The organism is Arthrobacter sp. 135MFCol5.1, from assembly GCF_000374865.1.
Classification (GTDB): Bacteria; Actinomycetota; Actinomycetes; order Actinomycetales; family Micrococcaceae; genus Arthrobacter.
This window is the reverse complement of the sequence record NZ_KB895453.1, coordinates 391,963-407,301: the sequence shown is the minus strand read 5'-3', so window position 1 is coordinate 407,301 and position 15,339 is coordinate 391,963. Positions and strand designations below refer to the sequence as shown.

Below are 15,339 nucleotides of genomic sequence, written 5' to 3'. Positions count from 1 at the left end.
TGCCACACAACACTGTAGGAACATCGAAGAATGGCAGTCCACATCGGTACCTCCGGCTGGAGCTACGACCATTGGGAGAACGTCCTGTACCCGCCCGGCCTGCCGGTCCGGGACCGGCTCCAACGCTATGCCGCCAAGTTCAGCACAGTTGAGCTGAATGCCAGCTTCTACCGCTGGCCCCGCGACACCACCTTCGCCGGCTGGAACAGGCGGCTGCCACCCGGTTTCAGCATGTCCGTCAAGGCTCCCCGCGGCCTTACCCACGCCCGCAAGCTGTACGCACCCGAAGTCTGGGTGGAACGCATCGCCCGGTGCTGGCATGAACTGGGGGACAAACGGGCTGTGCTCCTGGTCCAGCTGCCGCCGCAGTTGGGCCGCGACGACGCCCGGCTGGAGTACTTCCTGGCAGCGGTTCCGGAATGGATCCGGGTTGCCATCGAGTTCAGGCACCCCAGCTGGGACTGCCCGGAGGTGTTTTCCCTGTTGGAGCGGCACCAGGCGGCCTATTGCATCATGAGCGGCGCCAACCTGCCGTGCATCCTGCGCGCCACCGCGCCATTTACCTATGTCCGCCTGCATGGTCCCGACCACGAGCACTTGTACGGCGGCTCCTACTCGGAGGCCGACCTGCACTGGTGGGCGGACCGGATCCGCGAATGGGACAGCGGCGGCCTGGACGTCTACGCGTACTTCAACAACGACGGCGGCGGGAACGCCGTGCGAAACGCCGAAACACTGCGTGGGATCCTCGGCGCCGGCTGATCCGAACTCCACGCTGTGGCAGAGTGGTGGCATGGACACGGCTCCCCAGCATCCGGCCCGGAAGACGGCACGCAAGCCCACGCAGGCGGTGCTGGCCCAGTACGCCCTCTCCGGGAACCAGGCCTTCCGGCTGGCCCACCGGGTCTCGGACGCGGTCAACAGCCTGCGGATCCGGCTGGCGAAGCGCTGGAATTTCGTGCCGCAGACCATCGCCTACCAGGGGTACGGTTCCACGACCCGGGTACGTGTGCTGGGCCGCGTGCTGCTGACGCAGAAGCCGCTGCCGGGAAGCCGGGCGGAGCGGGAAGCGAAAATCGGCAACCAGAACATCCGCGGCTGGCGTGCCTTCACTGGCGTGCCGCTGCAGTTTTCCGACGTCGAGATCACCATCGGCGACGTCGTCACCCACATGACCGCGGACCGGGGCGGACTGATCGACACCGAAGTGGACGTCCAGCTTCCCCCCGGCTGGCACACGGCGGTCCTGCGCGCTGAGGGAACCGAACCGGCCGAGGCGCTGATCCAGGTGATCGCACCGGAGGTGAAGTTCGGAATCGTCTCGGACATCGACGACACCGTCATGGTGACCGCGCTGCCCCGGCCCTTCCTGGCGCTGTGGAACACCTTCGTGCTCAGCGAACGGGCACGGATGGCCACTCCGGGCATGGCGGTGCTGCTGGACCGGCTGACCATCGAGCATCCCGATGCCCCCGTCATTTACCTGTCGACGGGCCCCTGGAATGCGGCCCCCACCCTGGGACGCTTCCTGACCCGCAACATGTACCCCAGGGGCGCGCTGCTCCTGACGGACTGGGGCTTGACCCAGGACCGATGGTTCCGGAGCGGCCAGGAACACAAGCGGCGGAACCTGGATCGCCTGGCGCAGGAATTCCCGGACATGCGGTGGCTCCTGATCGGTGACAACGGCCAGCACGATGAAGCAATCTATTCGGCGTTCGCCGCGGAAAACGCCGACAAGGTGGCGGCCATCGCTATCCGGCAGCTGTCCGTCAGCGAATCGGTGTTCGCCGGCGGCCACTCCGAAGACGGTGACCACACCTCATCAAAAGTTCCGTGGATCTACTCCCCGGACGGGGCAGGCATCGCCAAGCAACTGGCCATGCTGGACCTGCTCCGGGGCTGACCCCGAACCGGCCCGGCCCCGCACGGTCTAGGCGCTGGCACCCAGCGCCGCGCCGTCGTCGGGCGCTTCAATGCCGTCCAAGGCCTCCGGAACAACGGCCTGGGCGATGGCGGCATCCGCGGCCAAGGCGAGGTCGCGTTCCTCGATGAGCTCCTGGAACCAGAAGTAGGAGGCCTTGGGCGTCCGCTCCAGGGTCTCGAAGTCCACGTGCAGGAGGCCGAACGGCTGCTTGTATCCGGCGGACCATTCGAAGTTGTCCAGGAAGGACCATACGTAGTAGCCGCGGAGGTCAACCGATTCCGCTTCGCCGCCTGGGGCCGTGGCCTTCAAGGCGGCCTCAAGGTGGTCGGAAATGTACTTCAGCCGGCGCTCGTCGGGAATGAACCTGGTATTGGTGGACTTGTCCCGGACAATGATGTCCTCAAAGCTCGCTCCACCCTCGGTAATGATCACCGGAGGCAGGTTGGGGTACCGCTCCGCCATCTCCTTCAGGGCGACCGCCATGTACTCGGGCTTGACCGGCCACCCGTAGGCGGTGATGTCCGCTTCAGGCCACGCCTCGACGTGGAACGGTGTGGCACCACCGCCTGCTGCGTTGAGGTCGCTCCCCATCGCCTCCGCCATGCTCGGCGGCACCGCGCCGCTGCCGGGCCCCACGGCGACCTTGGTGGGCATGTAATAGTTCAACCCGTAAAAATCCAGGGGCTGCGAAATGATCTGCATGTCCTCCTCGGGATGCTCGAAGGAGCTGAAGAACTTGGCCGCCCGGATCACGTCCGGGTACTTGCCGGTCAGGACCGGGTCCGCGTACAGCCGGTTCTGGCCCAGGTCCATCAGGCCGGCGCTGAGCTTGTCCAGCGGGTTGATGGAGTTCGGCACCATGGGGGAATAGACGTTGGTCATGCCGATCTCTCCCGGCACCCCAGCGGCACGGAGTGCCTGGACCGCCAGGCCGTGGCCGAGCAGCTGGTGGTGGACGGTGGGGAATGCACCCAGGGCCAGCTCCTTGCCGGGTGAATGCACTCCCAGCGAGTAGCCGTTGGCGCTCACCGTTGCCGGTTCGTTGATGGTGACCCAGCGGGCCACCCGGTCGCCGAACGCATCGGCTACGAGGCCCGCATACTCCCCCAGCCGGTAGGCCATGTCCCGGTTCATCCAGCCGCCCGCCTCGTCCAGCTCCAGCGGCGTGTCCCAGTGGTAGATGGTGGCCATGGGTGAGATCCCGTTGGCCAGGAGTTCATCCAGGAGCCGGTCGTAGAACGCCAGGCCCGCACGGTTTACCGGCCCGGTTCCGCCGGGCTGGATGCGGGGCCAGGAGAACGAGAAGCGGTACGAGTCCACGCCCAGCTGCTTCAGCAGGGCCACGTCCTGCGGCATGCGGTGGTAGTGGTCGGTGGCTATGGCCGGGCTGTGGTCCCCCACGATAGCCCCGGGCTTGGCGGCAAACACTTCCCAGCCGGACTTGCCGCGGCCGTCTTCGTCCAGCGCCCCTTCAATCTGGAATGCTGCGGTGGCGACGCCAAGCGTGAACCCCGGGGGGATAAGCGCTGCGAGGTCCTTGGCGGATTTGTGCATGGAGGCCAGCCTTTGTTGCAGTGGTTCGGGTACGTCTCAGGATTACACAGCAGGGACAGGCTGACGAACAGCCACTCCCTTGGCCGGCACGTTGGCTACTGCGAGCCAAAGAGGAACTCCTTGGCGTGCGCCACTGCCTTGCGGAAGGCGTCATTGCGCAGGGTCACCAGATGCTCTGCGTCGCCGTCGGACGGTTCCAGGTACCCGGTGTAGCCGGGCCGCAGGACCCAGATATCGCCGGCAGGTGGAAGGTAGAACACGCCGAAGGACCGTTGCTGCGCCTCATCGGCCGTCCAGATGGGGACCACTGCCAAGGCAGCACCGGTGGCCGGGTTGATCCACTGCGCCCGCGGCATGGGCTGCTCATGTGCTTCCGGGTCCAAAAACGGCGCAGTTCCCGGGCCCCACCGCTGCTCGAAGCGCTCATGGAATGCAGGAATCAGCGGTGAATCGTAGCGCCGCCACTCACTCATGGGGTTTCCGCCTCCTTGGATGAAGTCCTCTGTGCCCGCCAATGGCTGCCGGCGTCCCCACCCGAAGGCAGGGACGCCGGCGCAGCGCCACGGATCCTAGGCGTCGATCTGCTGCATGCCGCCTTGTTGGGTCTGGATCTCGATCTTTCGCGGCTTGGCTTGCTGGGCAACCGGGATCCGCAGGGTGAGCACGCCTTGGTCGTAGGCGGCCTTGATCCTGTCGGTATCCAGGGTGTCGCCCAGGATCAGTTGGCGGCTGAACACGCCGCGTGGACGCTCGGACGCCACCAGTTCCACGTTGGGCTGCGTGGGGTCCTTGCGTTCGGCCCGCACCGTCAGGACGTTCCGTTCCACGTTCAGGTCCACGGAGTCCACGTCCACGCCGGGAAGGTCGAACGCCACCACGAATTCGCCGTCTTCCTGCCAGGCGTCCATCGGCATGGCTGCCGGGCGGGCGGCGGTTCCCAAAACCTGCTGCGCGAGCCGGTCCAGCTCACGGAACGGGTCCGTACGCATCAACATCATTTCCCACTCCTTCAGCTTCAAGGTGTCGGATATCCGTCCACCCACCACCTACCTATCTATGGTGGTGAATGTAGATTTTTTATAGCACCAGTGGGAAAATCGGGCAAGACCCTGTTGCGCGGATTTTTTGGGAGAACCCATGACGGAACCTGCAGGCGGCCGGCCCGGCCGCTCCCCCGGCCCACGCGCCCTGTACGCGATCTCGGTAGCGGCGGAACTGGCAGGCACCGGACAGCAGAACATCAGGCTGTACGAGGCGAAAGGTTTGCTGACGCCTGCCCGGACCGCAGGCGGCACGCGGCAATACAGCGAGGAGGACATCGCCGTGCTGCTTCGGATTGGCGAACTCCTCCAGGAAGGATTGAACCTCGCCGGTGTCGCCAAGGTCCTGGAGCTGGAGGCAGCAAACCTGAAACTGCACCGGGCGCTGAAACGGGCGCGGTCAAGGCCTTAGCGGGGCAGGAAGCCAACCGGCTCGTCGCGCCGGTTCACTCCTGCGGCGATTCCGCCTTGGAGAGCTCCCCGGTGATCGGTTCACCTTCGATCCTGGCCGTCCGCCAGGTGTCGAGGGCGATGACTCCGCCGAGGATCATCAGCGAGAGGGAGAACGACGCCAAGGTGTCAGTGGGCCAGTGGTAGCCCAGGTAAAGGCGGCTGGCGATTGCCAGGACAATTCCGATGCCGGCTCCAATAAATCCGAAAAGGGCTGCCCGCCGGCTGCGGCGCCGGGACACGATCAGGTACGCGCCCACCAGCAGGAAGTCGCAGGCACCCAGGACATGCCCGGATGGGAACGAGAACGTTTGGTCGGCACCGAACAACATCTGGTCCACCGGCGGCCGAGAGCGCTGCACGATGTGGAGGATGATCTGCGAAACGATCACCCCCGCCAGCATCGCGGACGCCAGCAGGATGGGCCGCCAGGCATGTTTGGCCGCGAAGCCCCAGACGAGGATCACCACCAGCACAATGATGGGCAGGGCGATGGGTCCAAAGAACACCGCCAGGAAAATCATGATGGCGGTGACGGTGCCCGAACGCGTGGTCAGCAGCCAGTCATGCACGGGTTCGTCGGCCACCGTCAATCCAGTGGACTGCACCACGCTGACAAGGATGGCGATAAAGAGCGCCAGCCCCACTACGGAGAGGATGACCGACGCCCGGTACAGCCCGCGCCGGTCCGCCACGTCCACGTAGCGCTCCTCCACGACGAACTTCTCGTTGAAGGTATGCCACTTGCCGGCCTTGTGCTCCGCAACCCCGGACCCTGATGATCTCTGTACCAATGTGCTGCCTTGTCCCTGCGCCGTGATAAATGCTTAGGGCTGAACACTATCCCGGTGAGGGCCCATTCACTCCATCATGCGCCCGGCAATCGCGGCGGCCGCGGGAAAAACGCAGGCGCTACCCGATGCCGCCCGCCGTGCCGGCAGGAGCGGCTGCGTGGTTCCGCCAACTGTGCTCGGGTTCGAAGCCAAGCATGCGCCGGGCTTTGTCGATGGAGAGCATGGTTTCGTGTTCGCCCAGTTCCTTGGTGACCTTGACGCCGGGGAAGACCTCCGCGGCCAGGCTGGCGCTCGAGCGGCTCATAACGGTGTCTGCGTTGGCGATGATGAAGGCTTCAAAGCCGGGCTTTGCGTTCTCCAGTGCCCGGGCCACTGCCTGCGCACCGTCCCTGCCGTCGATGTAGCCCCAAAGGTTCCACTTGCGCAACGTTGCGTCCTCATCGAACGAGGGGAACCGCTCGTAGTCAGACTCGTCCATGACGTTGGAGAAACGCAGCCCGGTGATGCTCAGCTCCGGGTCCCAGCGGGTCAGTTCCACGGCCATCCGTTCCTCCAGCGTCTTCACCAGGGAATAGGTGCTCTCCGGCCGGGGAGGGTATTCCTCGTCCACCGGAATGTAGGGCGGGTCGACGTCGAACGGCAGGCCGAGCACGGTCTCGCTGGAGGCGTACACCACCTTCTTGATGCCGGCCCGTCGCGCTGCTTGGAAGACGTTGTAGGTGGAGAGCATGTTGTTCTCGAACGTCGCGGCGTCCGGAAGGATGCCAGGGGCGGGGATGGCACCAAGGTGCACCACGGCGTCGAATCCGTCGTGGCGGTCATCCACGCCCAGGAGCGCATCCACCACCTGGCCGTAGTTGCGCAGGTCCACCACCAGCAGGCCCGGGCTCCGGCTACCCGCGCGGTCCAGGTTGAGGACCTGGTGGCCGTCGTCGGTAAGCCGGCGCACCACGTGCCGGCCAAGTTTTCCGCTTCCGCCTGTAACCGCAATTCTCATCAGTGTTTCCTTCTGTTCGAGTCCACCATGCTTTGCTCCGGTCAGGATGGCCGTCGCGATGCTGCCAGGAATTGTTCGACGGCGGCAATCGCCAATGCGGTAATCTCCCCCGGATCCCCGCTGCCGTTGACGGATACCAGGATTCCCCGGCCCGCGTACACCGAGACTACTTCATGCGTCTGGCGGTGGTAGAGGTCCAACCTGCGTCGGAAGACGTCGATGGTGTCGTCGGTGCGGCCTTGTTCCTGCGCCCGCCGGTGCATGCGCTCTTCCAGTTCGGCGTCGGGAGCGCGCAACTCGATGACAGCGTCCAGCCCGTGCCCCTGGGCGGCGAGCATACTGTCCAGTTCCGTTGCCTGCGGCGCCGTGCGCGGGTAACCATCGAGCAGGAAACCGTGGCTGACGTCGCCATCAAGGAGGCGGTCCTTCACGAGGGCATTGGTGAGGTGGTCGGGAACGAAACGGCCGCCGTCGAGGTATTCGGCAGCCTGGTTCCCCAGCTCCGTCTTCCGGCTGACGTTGCTGCGGAAGATATCCCCCGTGGACACCGCCGGGACCCCGAAGTGCCTGGCCAGGTGTTCAGCCTGGGTTCCCTTGCCGGAGCCCGGCGGGCCGATGATAAGAAGCCTGGTCATGTTCCTGTCCTCCCCGGCGGGCTGCCTTTGGGTTGGCGCCGCATCCGGTGGCCGGCTCCCGCTTCATTGTGCCGGTTACCCCCTGCATGGCGCCAGCGTCCGGGCTGTGACGGCGCAGCGGGCATGACGTTTCGCCTTCCTTGCGGATGTATATACTCTGGTTATCGGTTTAGCAGCGGGCCGTTGGAAAGTTCTTCGATCCAGCGACCATCACCGACTCCCCGCCCACATTGCGGGGCGTTTGTGTGTTGCCGGCTCGTTTTGACCTGAGCGAATGGCACCAAGAAACAGTGGCCAGCGAGTCAACAGCTAAACCCGATACATCCATAACCGAGTACCTGCATGAAATTGTCCTGGACAGCTCCGACGTCGAGGACTTCCTCAATGAGTTGGCGCAGGTCTCCGCGCGCAACCTCTCCGAACCCGGCGATGAGATGCTGTGCGCCGTCACCCTGCTCAGGCAGCGGAAGGGCACCACGGTAGCCAGCAGCAGCGCTGAGGCACGGGTCATTGGACGGTTTGAGCACCGGTTCACCGAGACACCGGGCATGACTGCAGCAACAGCCCAGGAAACTGTCCACGTCCCGGATCTCAACGCTGATGGCCGCTGGCCCGACTACTCCTCAGCTGTGCAGGCAGAGGGGATCCGGTCCGTCGCGGCGCTCCCGTTCCGGCTGGAGGGCGACACCAAGGCAGCCTTGCTGCTCTACTCCGGCCGTGCGCACCGTTTCGAGGGCCGCATCATGAAATGCGCCGAGGATTTTGTCAGCCAGACCTCGCTGGCCCTGCGGCTGGCGATCCGCTTTGCGCACTTCAGCGAAACGGCGGCGAACCTCCGCGCCACCCTGGAAAGCCGGACCGTCATTGACATGGCCGTCGGGATCATCATGGCCCAGAACCGGTGCAGCCAGCAGGACGCCTTCGACATCCTGAAGACGGCGTCAAGCACCCGCAATTCCAAGCTTCACGATGTGGCCGCCGCCGTGGTCCACTCCCTGGGGCAGGGACCCGCGCGGACACATTACGACGGATAGGGCCAGGGCCCCGGACACCCGGCACAGGGGCGATAGACTGTTGCCAACTTTTTCGCCCGGGGGGCTTGGATGGAACAGCAGCGCACCTGTCTTGTCGTTGAAGACAACGACGACATCCGCGGACTGATTTCAATAGTCCTTTCACGTGCGGGCTTCGTAGTGAAAGCCGTTGGCACCGGGTCGGAAGCCATCGCCGCGGCGTCCGACCCAGGCATCGCCCTGGTCACCTTGGACCTGGGACTCCCGGACATGGACGGGCACGTGGTTGCCCGTGCCATCCGCGCCAGGAGCTCTGCCCCGTTACTCTTCCTCACGGCCCGCTCGGAGGGGGATGACGTCCTGGCAGGCATGGCGTCCGGGGCCGCCGCCTACCTCACCAAGCCTTTCCACCCCAGGGAACTTGAAGCGCTGGCACGGCGGTTGTGCCCCACACCATTGGCAGAGGAGCCCAGCACCACCGGCACCTCCCTCTGCTGAGCGGAGCGGCATAGGGCGACGACGGGAGTCCCGCCGCCGCCCCGAGGATTCCTTACTTGGAAAGGAACCCGAGCAATGCCTCGTTGACCTCTGCGGCGTGCGTCCAGAGCAGGCCGTGCGGCGCGCCTTCGATCTCGACGTATTCCGCCGTGGGCAACGCCTTGGCGATCTGCCGCCCGGTCGAGTCGATGGGCAGGATGTTGTCGGCGGTGCCGTGGACGATCAGGGCGGGAACATCGATCTTGGGGATGTCCTGCCGGAAGTCCGTCAGCCACGTGGGCTGGGCGGCAACGGACGCGGTGGCACCGGCACCGGCGGCGAGGTTCCAGCTGGCGTCGACGGCTTCCTGGCTGAGGCGCGGAGTGCCCAGGAAGGTCTCCGAGTTGTAGAAATTCTTGAAGAATTCGGTGAAGAACGCATACCGGTCGGCAGTAACGGCGGCCTTGAGGCCGTCAAAAACGTCCTGCGGAACGCCGTCAGGATTGTCGTCGGTCTTGAGCAGGTAGGGCTCCAGGGATCCGAGGAATGCGGCGCGGGCCACCCGCGCCGAGCCATAGGTGCCAAGGTAGCGGCCCACCTCGCCGGTGCCCATGGAGAAGCCCACCAGCACCACGTTGTCCAGGTCCAGGGTGGTCAGCAGGGTGTTGAGGTCTGCCGCGAAGGTGTCGTAGTCGTAGCCGTCGGCAGGCTTGCTGGACTTGCCAAAGCCGCGGCGGTCGTAGGTGATGACCCGGTAGCCCGCGCCAAGGAGCGCGGCAGTCTGTTTTTCCCAGGACGATCCGTCCAGCGGGTAGCCGTGGATAAGCACCACGGGCTGGCCCGAACCGTGATCCTCGTAGTAGAGCTCGATGTCGGTGCTGTTCTCCGTACCAACGGTAATGAAAGCCATCGGGGTAAATTCCTTTCGAGACTGGCCGAAGCGGCCGGCATCACGCCGTGCCCGTACCCCTCCTACTGTAGGTGGCCGTGCTGGCTCGCCCGCGATGGCCGTCCGACAGACAGGCGTGCAGTGCGTCCGGGTCCGCGTTGTGACACTATATGCGCATGAATGCAGATAAGAATGCTTGCTCGCTGGGGACGGACAGCCAGTACGTGGAGTTGGCCGTGGAGGTCTTCTCGATGCTGGCTGACGCCACGAGGGTGCGGATCATCCTTGCCCTTCGCGACGGCGAAATGGCAGTGGGCGCCTTGGCCGACACGGTAGGCAAATCCCCCGCTGCCGTGTCCCAGCACCTGGCCAAAATGCGGCTGGCCAGGATGGTATCCACCCGGCAGGACGGGACGCGGGTGCTGTACCGGCTGGAGAACGAACACGCCCGGCAATTGGTGGCTGACGCCATTTTCCAGGCCGAACACGCACTCGGCGGCGAACCGGCGCACCACCGCGCACCCGCCCACCACGCACAAGGGAGCGCCTCATGACCGGGCCGCACCAGGAATCAACGCATGCGCACACCCATCACGACGACGTCCACGCGGGCCACCATCACCACCACGATGACGATGCGCACGATCACGACCACCAGCACGGGCACGGGCACGACCACGGGCACCATCACCATTCCGGTTTCAAAGGATGGCTTTTCGAGCTGTTCGTGCCGCACACCCACGATGCCGCGGATTCCATCGATGACGCCATGGAGGCCAGCACGGAGGGCATCCGGGCGCTGAAGATCAGCATGTTTGTCCTGCTGGCCACCACGCTGCTGCAGTTCCTGGTGGTCCTGTTCAGCAGTTCCGTGGCCCTGCTCGCGGACACCATCCACAACTTCTCCGACGCCCTGACCGCAGTGCCACTGTGGATCGCCTTCATCCTGGGGCGCAGGGCCGCGACCCGCCGGTACACGTACGGGTACGGCCGGGCAGAAGACCTCGCCGGCCTGTTCATCGTGGCTGTAGTGGCCCTTTCCGCTATTGTGGCGGGCTGGCAGTCCGTTGACCGGCTCATCCATCCGCAGCCCCTGCAAAACCTGGGGTGGGTCATGGCGGCGAGCCTGATTGGCTTCGCCGGGAACGAGGCGGTGGCAATCTACCGCATCCGGGTGGGCCGCAGGATCGGTTCTGCGGCGCTCGTGGCGGACGGTGTGCACGCCAGGACGGACGGCTTCACGTCGCTGGCCGTGGTGATCGGCGCCGTTGGCGTCATGCTTGGTTTCCCCTTGGCGGACCCGATCGTGGGATTGGCCATTTCTGCCGCGATCATGGTGCTCCTGTGGGGAACGGTCCGCAGCATCGGGCGGCGGCTCATGGACGGCATCGAGCCGGAACTGGTGGAACTCGCCCAAGCCGCACTCGGAGGGACTCCCGGGGTCCTCGCGGTCCGGCAGCTGCAGCTGCGGTGGTCCGGCCACCGGCTGCAGGGGACTGCCCGCCTGGAACTGGCCGAAACCGGGTTGTCGCAGGCGGCAGAGACCCTGGAGCGCGCCGAGCACCGGCTCCGGCACGCCCTGCCGAAACTGGACCACATGCTCCTGGCGCCGGAAGCCCGGCGCTAGGGCCCAAACGCAGGAAGTGACCCCGCCGGATTTCGCCGGCAGGGTCACTTTTTGCGTCGTGTGTGGTTCCTAGGCCCGGGCAGCCTTGCCGGGCAGCGCCAGCTTGAACACCTTCGCCCAAGACGAACCCACCTGCTTGAGCAGCGGACCGGTGGTGTATTTCAGGCCATAGCGCTGGCAGATCTCGCGGACCCTGGGGGCCACCTCCGCGTACCGGTTGGAGGGCAGGTCCGGAAAGAGGTGGTGCTCGATCTGGTGCGACAGGTTGCCGGTCATGAGGTGCATGAACCGGGACCCCGAAATGTTGGCGGAGCCGATCATCTGGCGAACGTACCAGTCGCCCCGGGTTTCACCCTCCACCATTTCTTCGGTGAAGGTGTCGGTGCCTTCCGGGAAGTGGCCGCAGAAGATGACGGCGTGGGCCCACACGTTGCGGATGGCGTTCGCGGCGATCGTGCCGAACAGGGCCTGCTTGGCGGAGCCGGTGATCATCGCGAGCGCAGGGGTGGCAGCGTAGTCCTTGGTGAATTGGGTGATCACCTTGCGGCCGAGGGCCTTGAGGTCCTTGAGCAGGGCCTCTTTGGACTTGGTGCCTTCCTTGTATTCGGTCAGCTCGAGATCGTAGACGGCGATCCCCCACTCGAACACCGGCGCAAGGATCGCATTGAACAGCGGGTTGGCCAGGTTGATGGGCTTCCACGGCTGGTTCTCATCCATCCGGAGGAGGTTGTATCCGACGTCGTTGTCCTTGCCCACCACGTTGGTCCAGCGGTGGTGGAGGTCGTTGTGCGTGTGCTGCCAGGAGCGCGACGGGGTAACGAAGTCCCACTCCCACGTGGTGGAGTGGATATCCGGATCCCGCATCCAGTCCCACTGTCCGTGCAGGATGTTGTGGCCGAGCTCCATGTTTTCCAGGATCTTGGCCAGGCTCAGGAGCGTGGTGCCGGTAACCCAGGCTGCTTTGTTCTTGCTGACCAGCAGGGCGGCCCGGCCGGAGATTTCAAGCCCGCGCTGGATCTTGATCATGCGGCGGATGTAAGCGGCGTCTTCCGCACCGCGCTTTCCCAGGATTTCGTCCCGGATGGCGTCGAGCTCACGGCCGAGCTCCGCCACTTGTTCGTCGCTGAGGTGCGCTGCCGCCGGGGGCCGGACCGTGGGGCTGCCGGATTCTGCGAGCTTGCCGGGGCGCGTTCTTGAGCTTCCCGTGGCCGTGGCCTTGGCGGGTGAGATTACTGACATACCGTGGTGCTCCTCAGATTTCGAGGTTGACGGGTCCGGCGGCTGCCGAGACACACGTTTGGATAAGTTCGCCGGGTTCGCCATGGACTTCCCCGGTGCGGAGGTCGCGGACCTGGCCAGCCAGGAGCGGGGTGAGGCAGCTGTGGCAGATACCCATCCGGCAGCCACTGGGCATCAGGACCCCGGCGTCCTCGCCGATGTCCAGGATGGGGGTGTCGCCGTCGGCCTCCACCTCCCGGTCGGAGGCCTCAAAGGTGACCAGGCCGCCGTCGTGGCCTACACCGGCGTTGAAGGTGGTGTTGAAGCGTTCGATCATCAGGTTGCCGGCGTCTCCGGCCACTGCGACGTCGGTCCCGGGCGCGCCGGTGGTCAGGGCTGCCCGCTTCCACAGCGCTTCGGCGTCGTCCAGGAAGCTGTCCGGGCCGCAGGCGTAGGCTGACCGTTCCTTCCAGTCGGGACAGATCTCGTCCAGCTCCCGGGTGCTGGAGAAGTCCATCCGGCCCTGTTCGCCCGTGTACCAGTGCGCCAGCCGGAAATTCGGAAACTGGTCCGCCAACTCGGCCAGTTCCTCGCGGAAGAGGCTGTCACCCGGGGTGCGGGCGGAATGGACCAGGACGACGTCGGCATCAGGCCGCCGCGGGACAAGGGTGCGGATCATGGACATCACCGGGGTGATGCCACTGCCGGCCGTGACCATGAGCAGGGGCCTGGGGTGCTCAGGAAGAACAAAATCACCCTGCGGCGGGGCAAGGAACAAGACGTCGCCCGGCTTGGTGGTGCGCACCAATGTGCCGGAAACAGCTCCGACATCGGTGACGGTGATGGCGGGGTCCTTGCCCGCCGGGGCGCTGAGGGAGTAGGAGCGCCAGTGGCGTACGCCGTCGAGTTCGACGCCGATGCGCGCCCACTGCCCGGCAAGGTGCGCCTTCCAGCCGCGCCCGGGACGGAAGAAGATCGTGGCCGACTGGGCCGTCTCCTGGACCACGCGGGTCACGACGCCCCGAAGCTGCCGGGCCGAGTAGACAGGGTTGAACAGGGACAGAATGTCCTCTGGCGCCAGAGGCGTGGTCAGCACAGAAGCCGCTTGGGCCAGCTGTCGTAGCCGGATCATGCGATCAAGCCTAAGGCGGTGTGAGCCATATTTCTCTCTCTCCGTCATATGACCGTTCCGCAGTCACACAGTAGTAGGGGCGCGAAGCCCCCACCACGCTCTTCAAGAGTAACGGTTAGGTCTCACGGAAAGTTCCCCGGCGTCAGCGGCGGCGCCATCCCAGGGCCGGCGCAACGTGTTCCACGATGGTGCCCAGGAGCTTGGAGTTGTACTCCACGCCCAGCTGGTTGGGGACGGTCAGCAGCAGCGTATCGGCCGCCTGCACTGCCGTGTCTGCCGCCAGCTGCTCCGCCAAGAGGTCAGGTGCGCCAACATAGCTCTTGCCGAACCTTGCGGTGAAGCCGTCAATCACGCCCACCTGGTCGCGGCCGTCGCGGAGCGCGCTGCCCGCAAAGTAGTAGCTGTCCTCGTCATCCACGATGGGAAGGACGCTGCGGCTGACCGACACCCGTGGAGGGCGTGTGTGTCCTGCCGCGGCCCACGCCTCCCTGAACAGCTGGATCTGTTCAGCCTGGAGTTCATGGAACGGAACGCCGGTGTCCTCCGTGAGCAGGGTGGAGCTCATCAGGTTCATGCCGAGTTCAGCAGCCCACACCGCGGTCTTCCGGCTGCCTGCGCCCCACCAGATCCGGTCCGCCAAACCGGGCGACTGGGGCTGGACGGGCAGGAGTCCGGTGGCACCGCCGGCGTACCGGGGGTCTGCCTGGGCCACGCCCGCACCCGTGATGGCCTGGCGGAAAGCCGCCGTATGGCGCCGGGCCATGTCCGCGTCGGTCTCCCCGGGCTCCGGCCGGTATCCGAAAGCCGAAGCGCCGTTCCGGGCAGGTTCGGGTGAGCCGCGGCTGATTCCCAGCTGCAGCCTGCCGCCACTGATCAGGTCTGCCGCAGCCGCTTCCTCCGCCATGTACAGCGGATTCTCGTAGCGCATGTCAATAACGCCTGTGCCGATTTCCAGCTTGCTGGTGCGCGCGGCAATGGCAGAAAGAAGTGGGAACGGGGAGGCCTGCTGGCGGGCGAAGTGATGGACACGGAAAAATGCGCCGTCAACTCCGAGTTCTTCGGCGGCTACCGCAAGATCAATCCCCTGGAGCAGGGCGTCGGCCGCTGTCCGGGTACGGGAACCCTGTCCGGGACCCCAGTGGCCGAAGGAAAGAAATCCGATGCGCTCCATACTTTCCCCCAACCGCGCGGCAGCCTGCCGAATTCCCGGCTGGCATGATGGCTGCGTGGATATTCCTGAAGGAACCGTCAGTGTCTTCAAGACGATTGTGCTGTTCGTCCTCGCCGCCGCAGCCGAAATCGGGGGCGCATGGCTGGTCTGGCAGTCCGTCCGCGAGGGCAGGGACTGGTGGTGGGCCGGACTGGGCGTGATCGCCCTGGGCGCCTACGGCTTTGTGGCCACCCTCCAGCCCGACGCGCACTTCGGCCGGATCCTGGCGGCGTACGGCGGAGTGTTCGTGGCCGGTTCCCTGGCCTGGGGCATGGCGTTCGACGGTTTCCGTCCTGACCGGTGGGACATTGCGGGGTCCGTGGTGTGCCTGCTGGGCGTAGCACTGATCATGTTCGCGCCGCGGAGCGGAGCGTGA

Annotated in this window: 18 protein-coding genes; 8 read left to right on the top strand and 10 right to left on the bottom strand. The window is 65.5% G+C overall.

Going from position 1 to position 15,339, the window contains the following annotated elements:
* Positions 1-30: 30 nt before the first annotated feature.
* Together C563_RS0105530 and C563_RS0105525 are read left to right on the top strand one after the other, a co-directional pair.
* A complete protein-coding gene (locus tag C563_RS0105530; RefSeq protein ID WP_018761048.1) occupies positions 31-762 on the top strand; it encodes a DUF72 domain-containing protein in 732 nt (243 codons plus the stop codon).
* 31 nt (positions 763-793) lie between these two features.
* A complete protein-coding gene (locus C563_RS0105525) occupies positions 794-1,906 on the top strand; it encodes an App1 family protein (RefSeq protein WP_051083424.1) in 1,113 nt (370 codons plus the stop codon).
* A gap of 27 nt (positions 1,907-1,933) precedes the next feature.
* Here the strand turns inward: C563_RS0105525 and C563_RS0105520 are convergent, their stop codons facing one another.
* From C563_RS0105520 to C563_RS0105510, 3 genes are all read right to left on the bottom strand, one after another.
* A complete protein-coding gene (locus C563_RS0105520) occupies positions 1,934-3,481 on the bottom strand; it encodes a glycoside hydrolase family 1 protein (protein WP_018761046.1) in 1,548 nt (515 codons plus the stop codon).
* A gap of 95 nt (positions 3,482-3,576) precedes the next feature.
* Complete coding sequence (locus tag C563_RS0105515; RefSeq protein WP_018761045.1) at positions 3,577-3,954, bottom strand: hypothetical protein; 378 nt, start codon at positions 3,952-3,954, stop codon at positions 3,577-3,579.
* Between the two features lie 96 nt (positions 3,955-4,050).
* Positions 4,051-4,476, bottom strand: a complete 426-nt coding sequence (locus C563_RS0105510; RefSeq protein ID WP_026264393.1) for an Hsp20/alpha crystallin family protein — start codon at positions 4,474-4,476, stop codon at positions 4,051-4,053.
* Between the two features lie 142 nt (positions 4,477-4,618).
* On the opposite strand from C563_RS0105510, the gene C563_RS0105505 reads away from it, so the two are divergent.
* Complete coding sequence (locus C563_RS0105505; RefSeq protein ID WP_018761043.1) at positions 4,619-4,933, top strand: MerR family transcriptional regulator; 315 nt, start codon at positions 4,619-4,621, stop codon at positions 4,931-4,933.
* Positions 4,934-4,967: 34 nt separating this feature from the next.
* On the opposite strand, the gene C563_RS0105500 is transcribed toward C563_RS0105505, so the two are convergent.
* The 3 genes from C563_RS0105500 to C563_RS0105490 form a co-directional block, all read right to left on the bottom strand.
* Positions 4,968-5,765 carry a phosphatase PAP2 family protein gene (locus C563_RS0105500; RefSeq protein ID WP_018761042.1) on the bottom strand — a complete coding sequence of 266 codons (798 nt, stop codon included), beginning with the start codon at positions 5,763-5,765 and terminating at the stop codon, positions 4,968-4,970.
* A gap of 118 nt (positions 5,766-5,883) precedes the next feature.
* Positions 5,884-6,762, bottom strand: coding sequence for an NAD-dependent epimerase/dehydratase family protein (locus C563_RS0105495; protein WP_018761041.1), 879 nt, complete (start codon positions 6,760-6,762; stop codon positions 5,884-5,886).
* A 41-nt stretch (positions 6,763-6,803) separates the two neighbouring features.
* Entirely contained in the window at positions 6,804-7,397 is a 594-nt protein-coding gene (locus C563_RS0105490) for an adenylate kinase (protein WP_018761040.1), read from the bottom strand.
* A gap of 290 nt (positions 7,398-7,687) precedes the next feature.
* Here C563_RS0105490 and C563_RS0105485 point away from each other — a divergent pair, with 290 nt between their 5' ends.
* Entirely contained in the window at positions 7,688-8,431 is a 744-nt protein-coding gene (locus tag C563_RS0105485; RefSeq protein WP_018761039.1) for a GAF and ANTAR domain-containing protein, read from the top strand.
* Positions 8,432-8,500: 69 nt separating this feature from the next.
* Entirely contained in the window at positions 8,501-8,908 is a 408-nt protein-coding gene (locus C563_RS0105480; protein ID WP_018761038.1) for a response regulator transcription factor, read from the top strand.
* Between the two features lie 52 nt (positions 8,909-8,960).
* Here C563_RS0105480 and C563_RS0105475 read toward each other — a convergent pair whose 3' ends face one another.
* Complete coding sequence (locus C563_RS0105475; protein ID WP_018761037.1) at positions 8,961-9,797, bottom strand: alpha/beta fold hydrolase; 837 nt, start codon at positions 9,795-9,797, stop codon at positions 8,961-8,963.
* A gap of 155 nt (positions 9,798-9,952) precedes the next feature.
* On the opposite strand from C563_RS0105475, the gene C563_RS0105470 reads away from it, so the two are divergent.
* A complete protein-coding gene (locus tag C563_RS0105470; RefSeq protein ID WP_081624115.1) occupies positions 9,953-10,330 on the top strand; it encodes an ArsR/SmtB family transcription factor in 378 nt (125 codons plus the stop codon).
* On the top strand, positions 10,327-11,403 hold the full coding sequence (locus tag C563_RS0105460; RefSeq protein WP_043423769.1) for a cation diffusion facilitator family transporter: 1,077 nt from the start codon (positions 10,327-10,329) through the stop codon (positions 11,401-11,403). Before C563_RS0105470 ends, C563_RS0105460 begins: the two co-directional genes overlap by 4 nt.
* Before the next feature lie 69 nt (positions 11,404-11,472).
* On the opposite strand, the gene C563_RS0105455 is transcribed toward C563_RS0105460, so the two are convergent.
* The 3 genes from C563_RS0105455 to C563_RS0105445 all read right to left on the bottom strand — a co-directional run bounded on the left by C563_RS0105455 (position 11,473) and on the right by C563_RS0105445 (position 14,924).
* The gene (locus C563_RS0105455) at positions 11,473-12,642 is read right to left on the bottom strand and encodes a fatty acid desaturase family protein (RefSeq protein WP_018761033.1); all 1,170 of its coding nucleotides are present in this window, start codon (positions 12,640-12,642) and stop codon (positions 11,473-11,475) included.
* 13 nt (positions 12,643-12,655) lie between these two features.
* Positions 12,656-13,753, bottom strand: a complete 1,098-nt coding sequence (locus C563_RS0105450) for a ferredoxin reductase (protein ID WP_026264392.1) — start codon at positions 13,751-13,753, stop codon at positions 12,656-12,658.
* A 142-nt stretch (positions 13,754-13,895) separates the two neighbouring features.
* Positions 13,896-14,924 (bottom strand): LLM class flavin-dependent oxidoreductase, encoded by a 1,029-nt coding sequence (locus C563_RS0105445; protein WP_018761031.1) that lies wholly within the window; start codon positions 14,922-14,924, stop codon positions 13,896-13,898.
* A gap of 55 nt (positions 14,925-14,979) precedes the next feature.
* Between C563_RS0105445 and C563_RS0105440 the strand changes: the two genes are divergently transcribed.
* Entirely contained in the window at positions 14,980-15,339 is a 360-nt protein-coding gene (locus C563_RS0105440; RefSeq protein ID WP_018761030.1) for a YnfA family protein, read from the top strand.

Bases quoted from the DNA above. Each gene is read 5' to 3' on its own strand.
- C563_RS0105530 (WP_018761048.1), top strand. From the start codon at position 31: ATGGCAGTCCACATCGGTACCTCCGGCTGGAGCTACGACCATTGGGAG.
- C563_RS0105525 (WP_051083424.1), top strand. From the start codon at position 794: ATGGACACGGCTCCCCAGCATCCGGCCCGGAAGACGGCACGCAAGCCC.
- C563_RS0105520 (WP_018761046.1), bottom strand. From the start codon at position 3,481: ATGCACAAATCCGCCAAGGACCTCGCAGCGCTTATCCCCCCGGGGTTC.
- C563_RS0105515 (WP_018761045.1), bottom strand. From the start codon at position 3,954: ATGAGTGAGTGGCGGCGCTACGATTCACCGCTGATTCCTGCATTCCAT.
- C563_RS0105510 (WP_026264393.1), bottom strand. From the start codon at position 4,476: ATGTTGATGCGTACGGACCCGTTCCGTGAGCTGGACCGGCTCGCGCAG.
- C563_RS0105505 (WP_018761043.1), top strand. From the start codon at position 4,619: ATGACGGAACCTGCAGGCGGCCGGCCCGGCCGCTCCCCCGGCCCACGC.
- C563_RS0105495 (WP_018761041.1), bottom strand. From the start codon at position 6,762: ATGAGAATTGCGGTTACAGGCGGAAGCGGAAAACTTGGCCGGCACGTG.
- C563_RS0105490 (WP_018761040.1), bottom strand. From the start codon at position 7,397: ATGACCAGGCTTCTTATCATCGGCCCGCCGGGCTCCGGCAAGGGAACC.
- C563_RS0105480 (WP_018761038.1), top strand. From the start codon at position 8,501: ATGGAACAGCAGCGCACCTGTCTTGTCGTTGAAGACAACGACGACATC.
- C563_RS0105475 (WP_018761037.1), bottom strand. From the start codon at position 9,797: ATGGCTTTCATTACCGTTGGTACGGAGAACAGCACCGACATCGAGCTC.
- C563_RS0105470 (WP_081624115.1), top strand. From the start codon at position 9,953: ATGAATGCAGATAAGAATGCTTGCTCGCTGGGGACGGACAGCCAGTAC.
- C563_RS0105460 (WP_043423769.1), top strand. From the start codon at position 10,327: ATGACCGGGCCGCACCAGGAATCAACGCATGCGCACACCCATCACGAC.
- C563_RS0105455 (WP_018761033.1), bottom strand. From the start codon at position 12,642: ATGTCAGTAATCTCACCCGCCAAGGCCACGGCCACGGGAAGCTCAAGA.
- C563_RS0105450 (WP_026264392.1), bottom strand. From the start codon at position 13,753: ATGATCCGGCTACGACAGCTGGCCCAAGCGGCTTCTGTGCTGACCACG.
- C563_RS0105445 (WP_018761031.1), bottom strand. From the start codon at position 14,924: ATGGAGCGCATCGGATTTCTTTCCTTCGGCCACTGGGGTCCCGGACAG.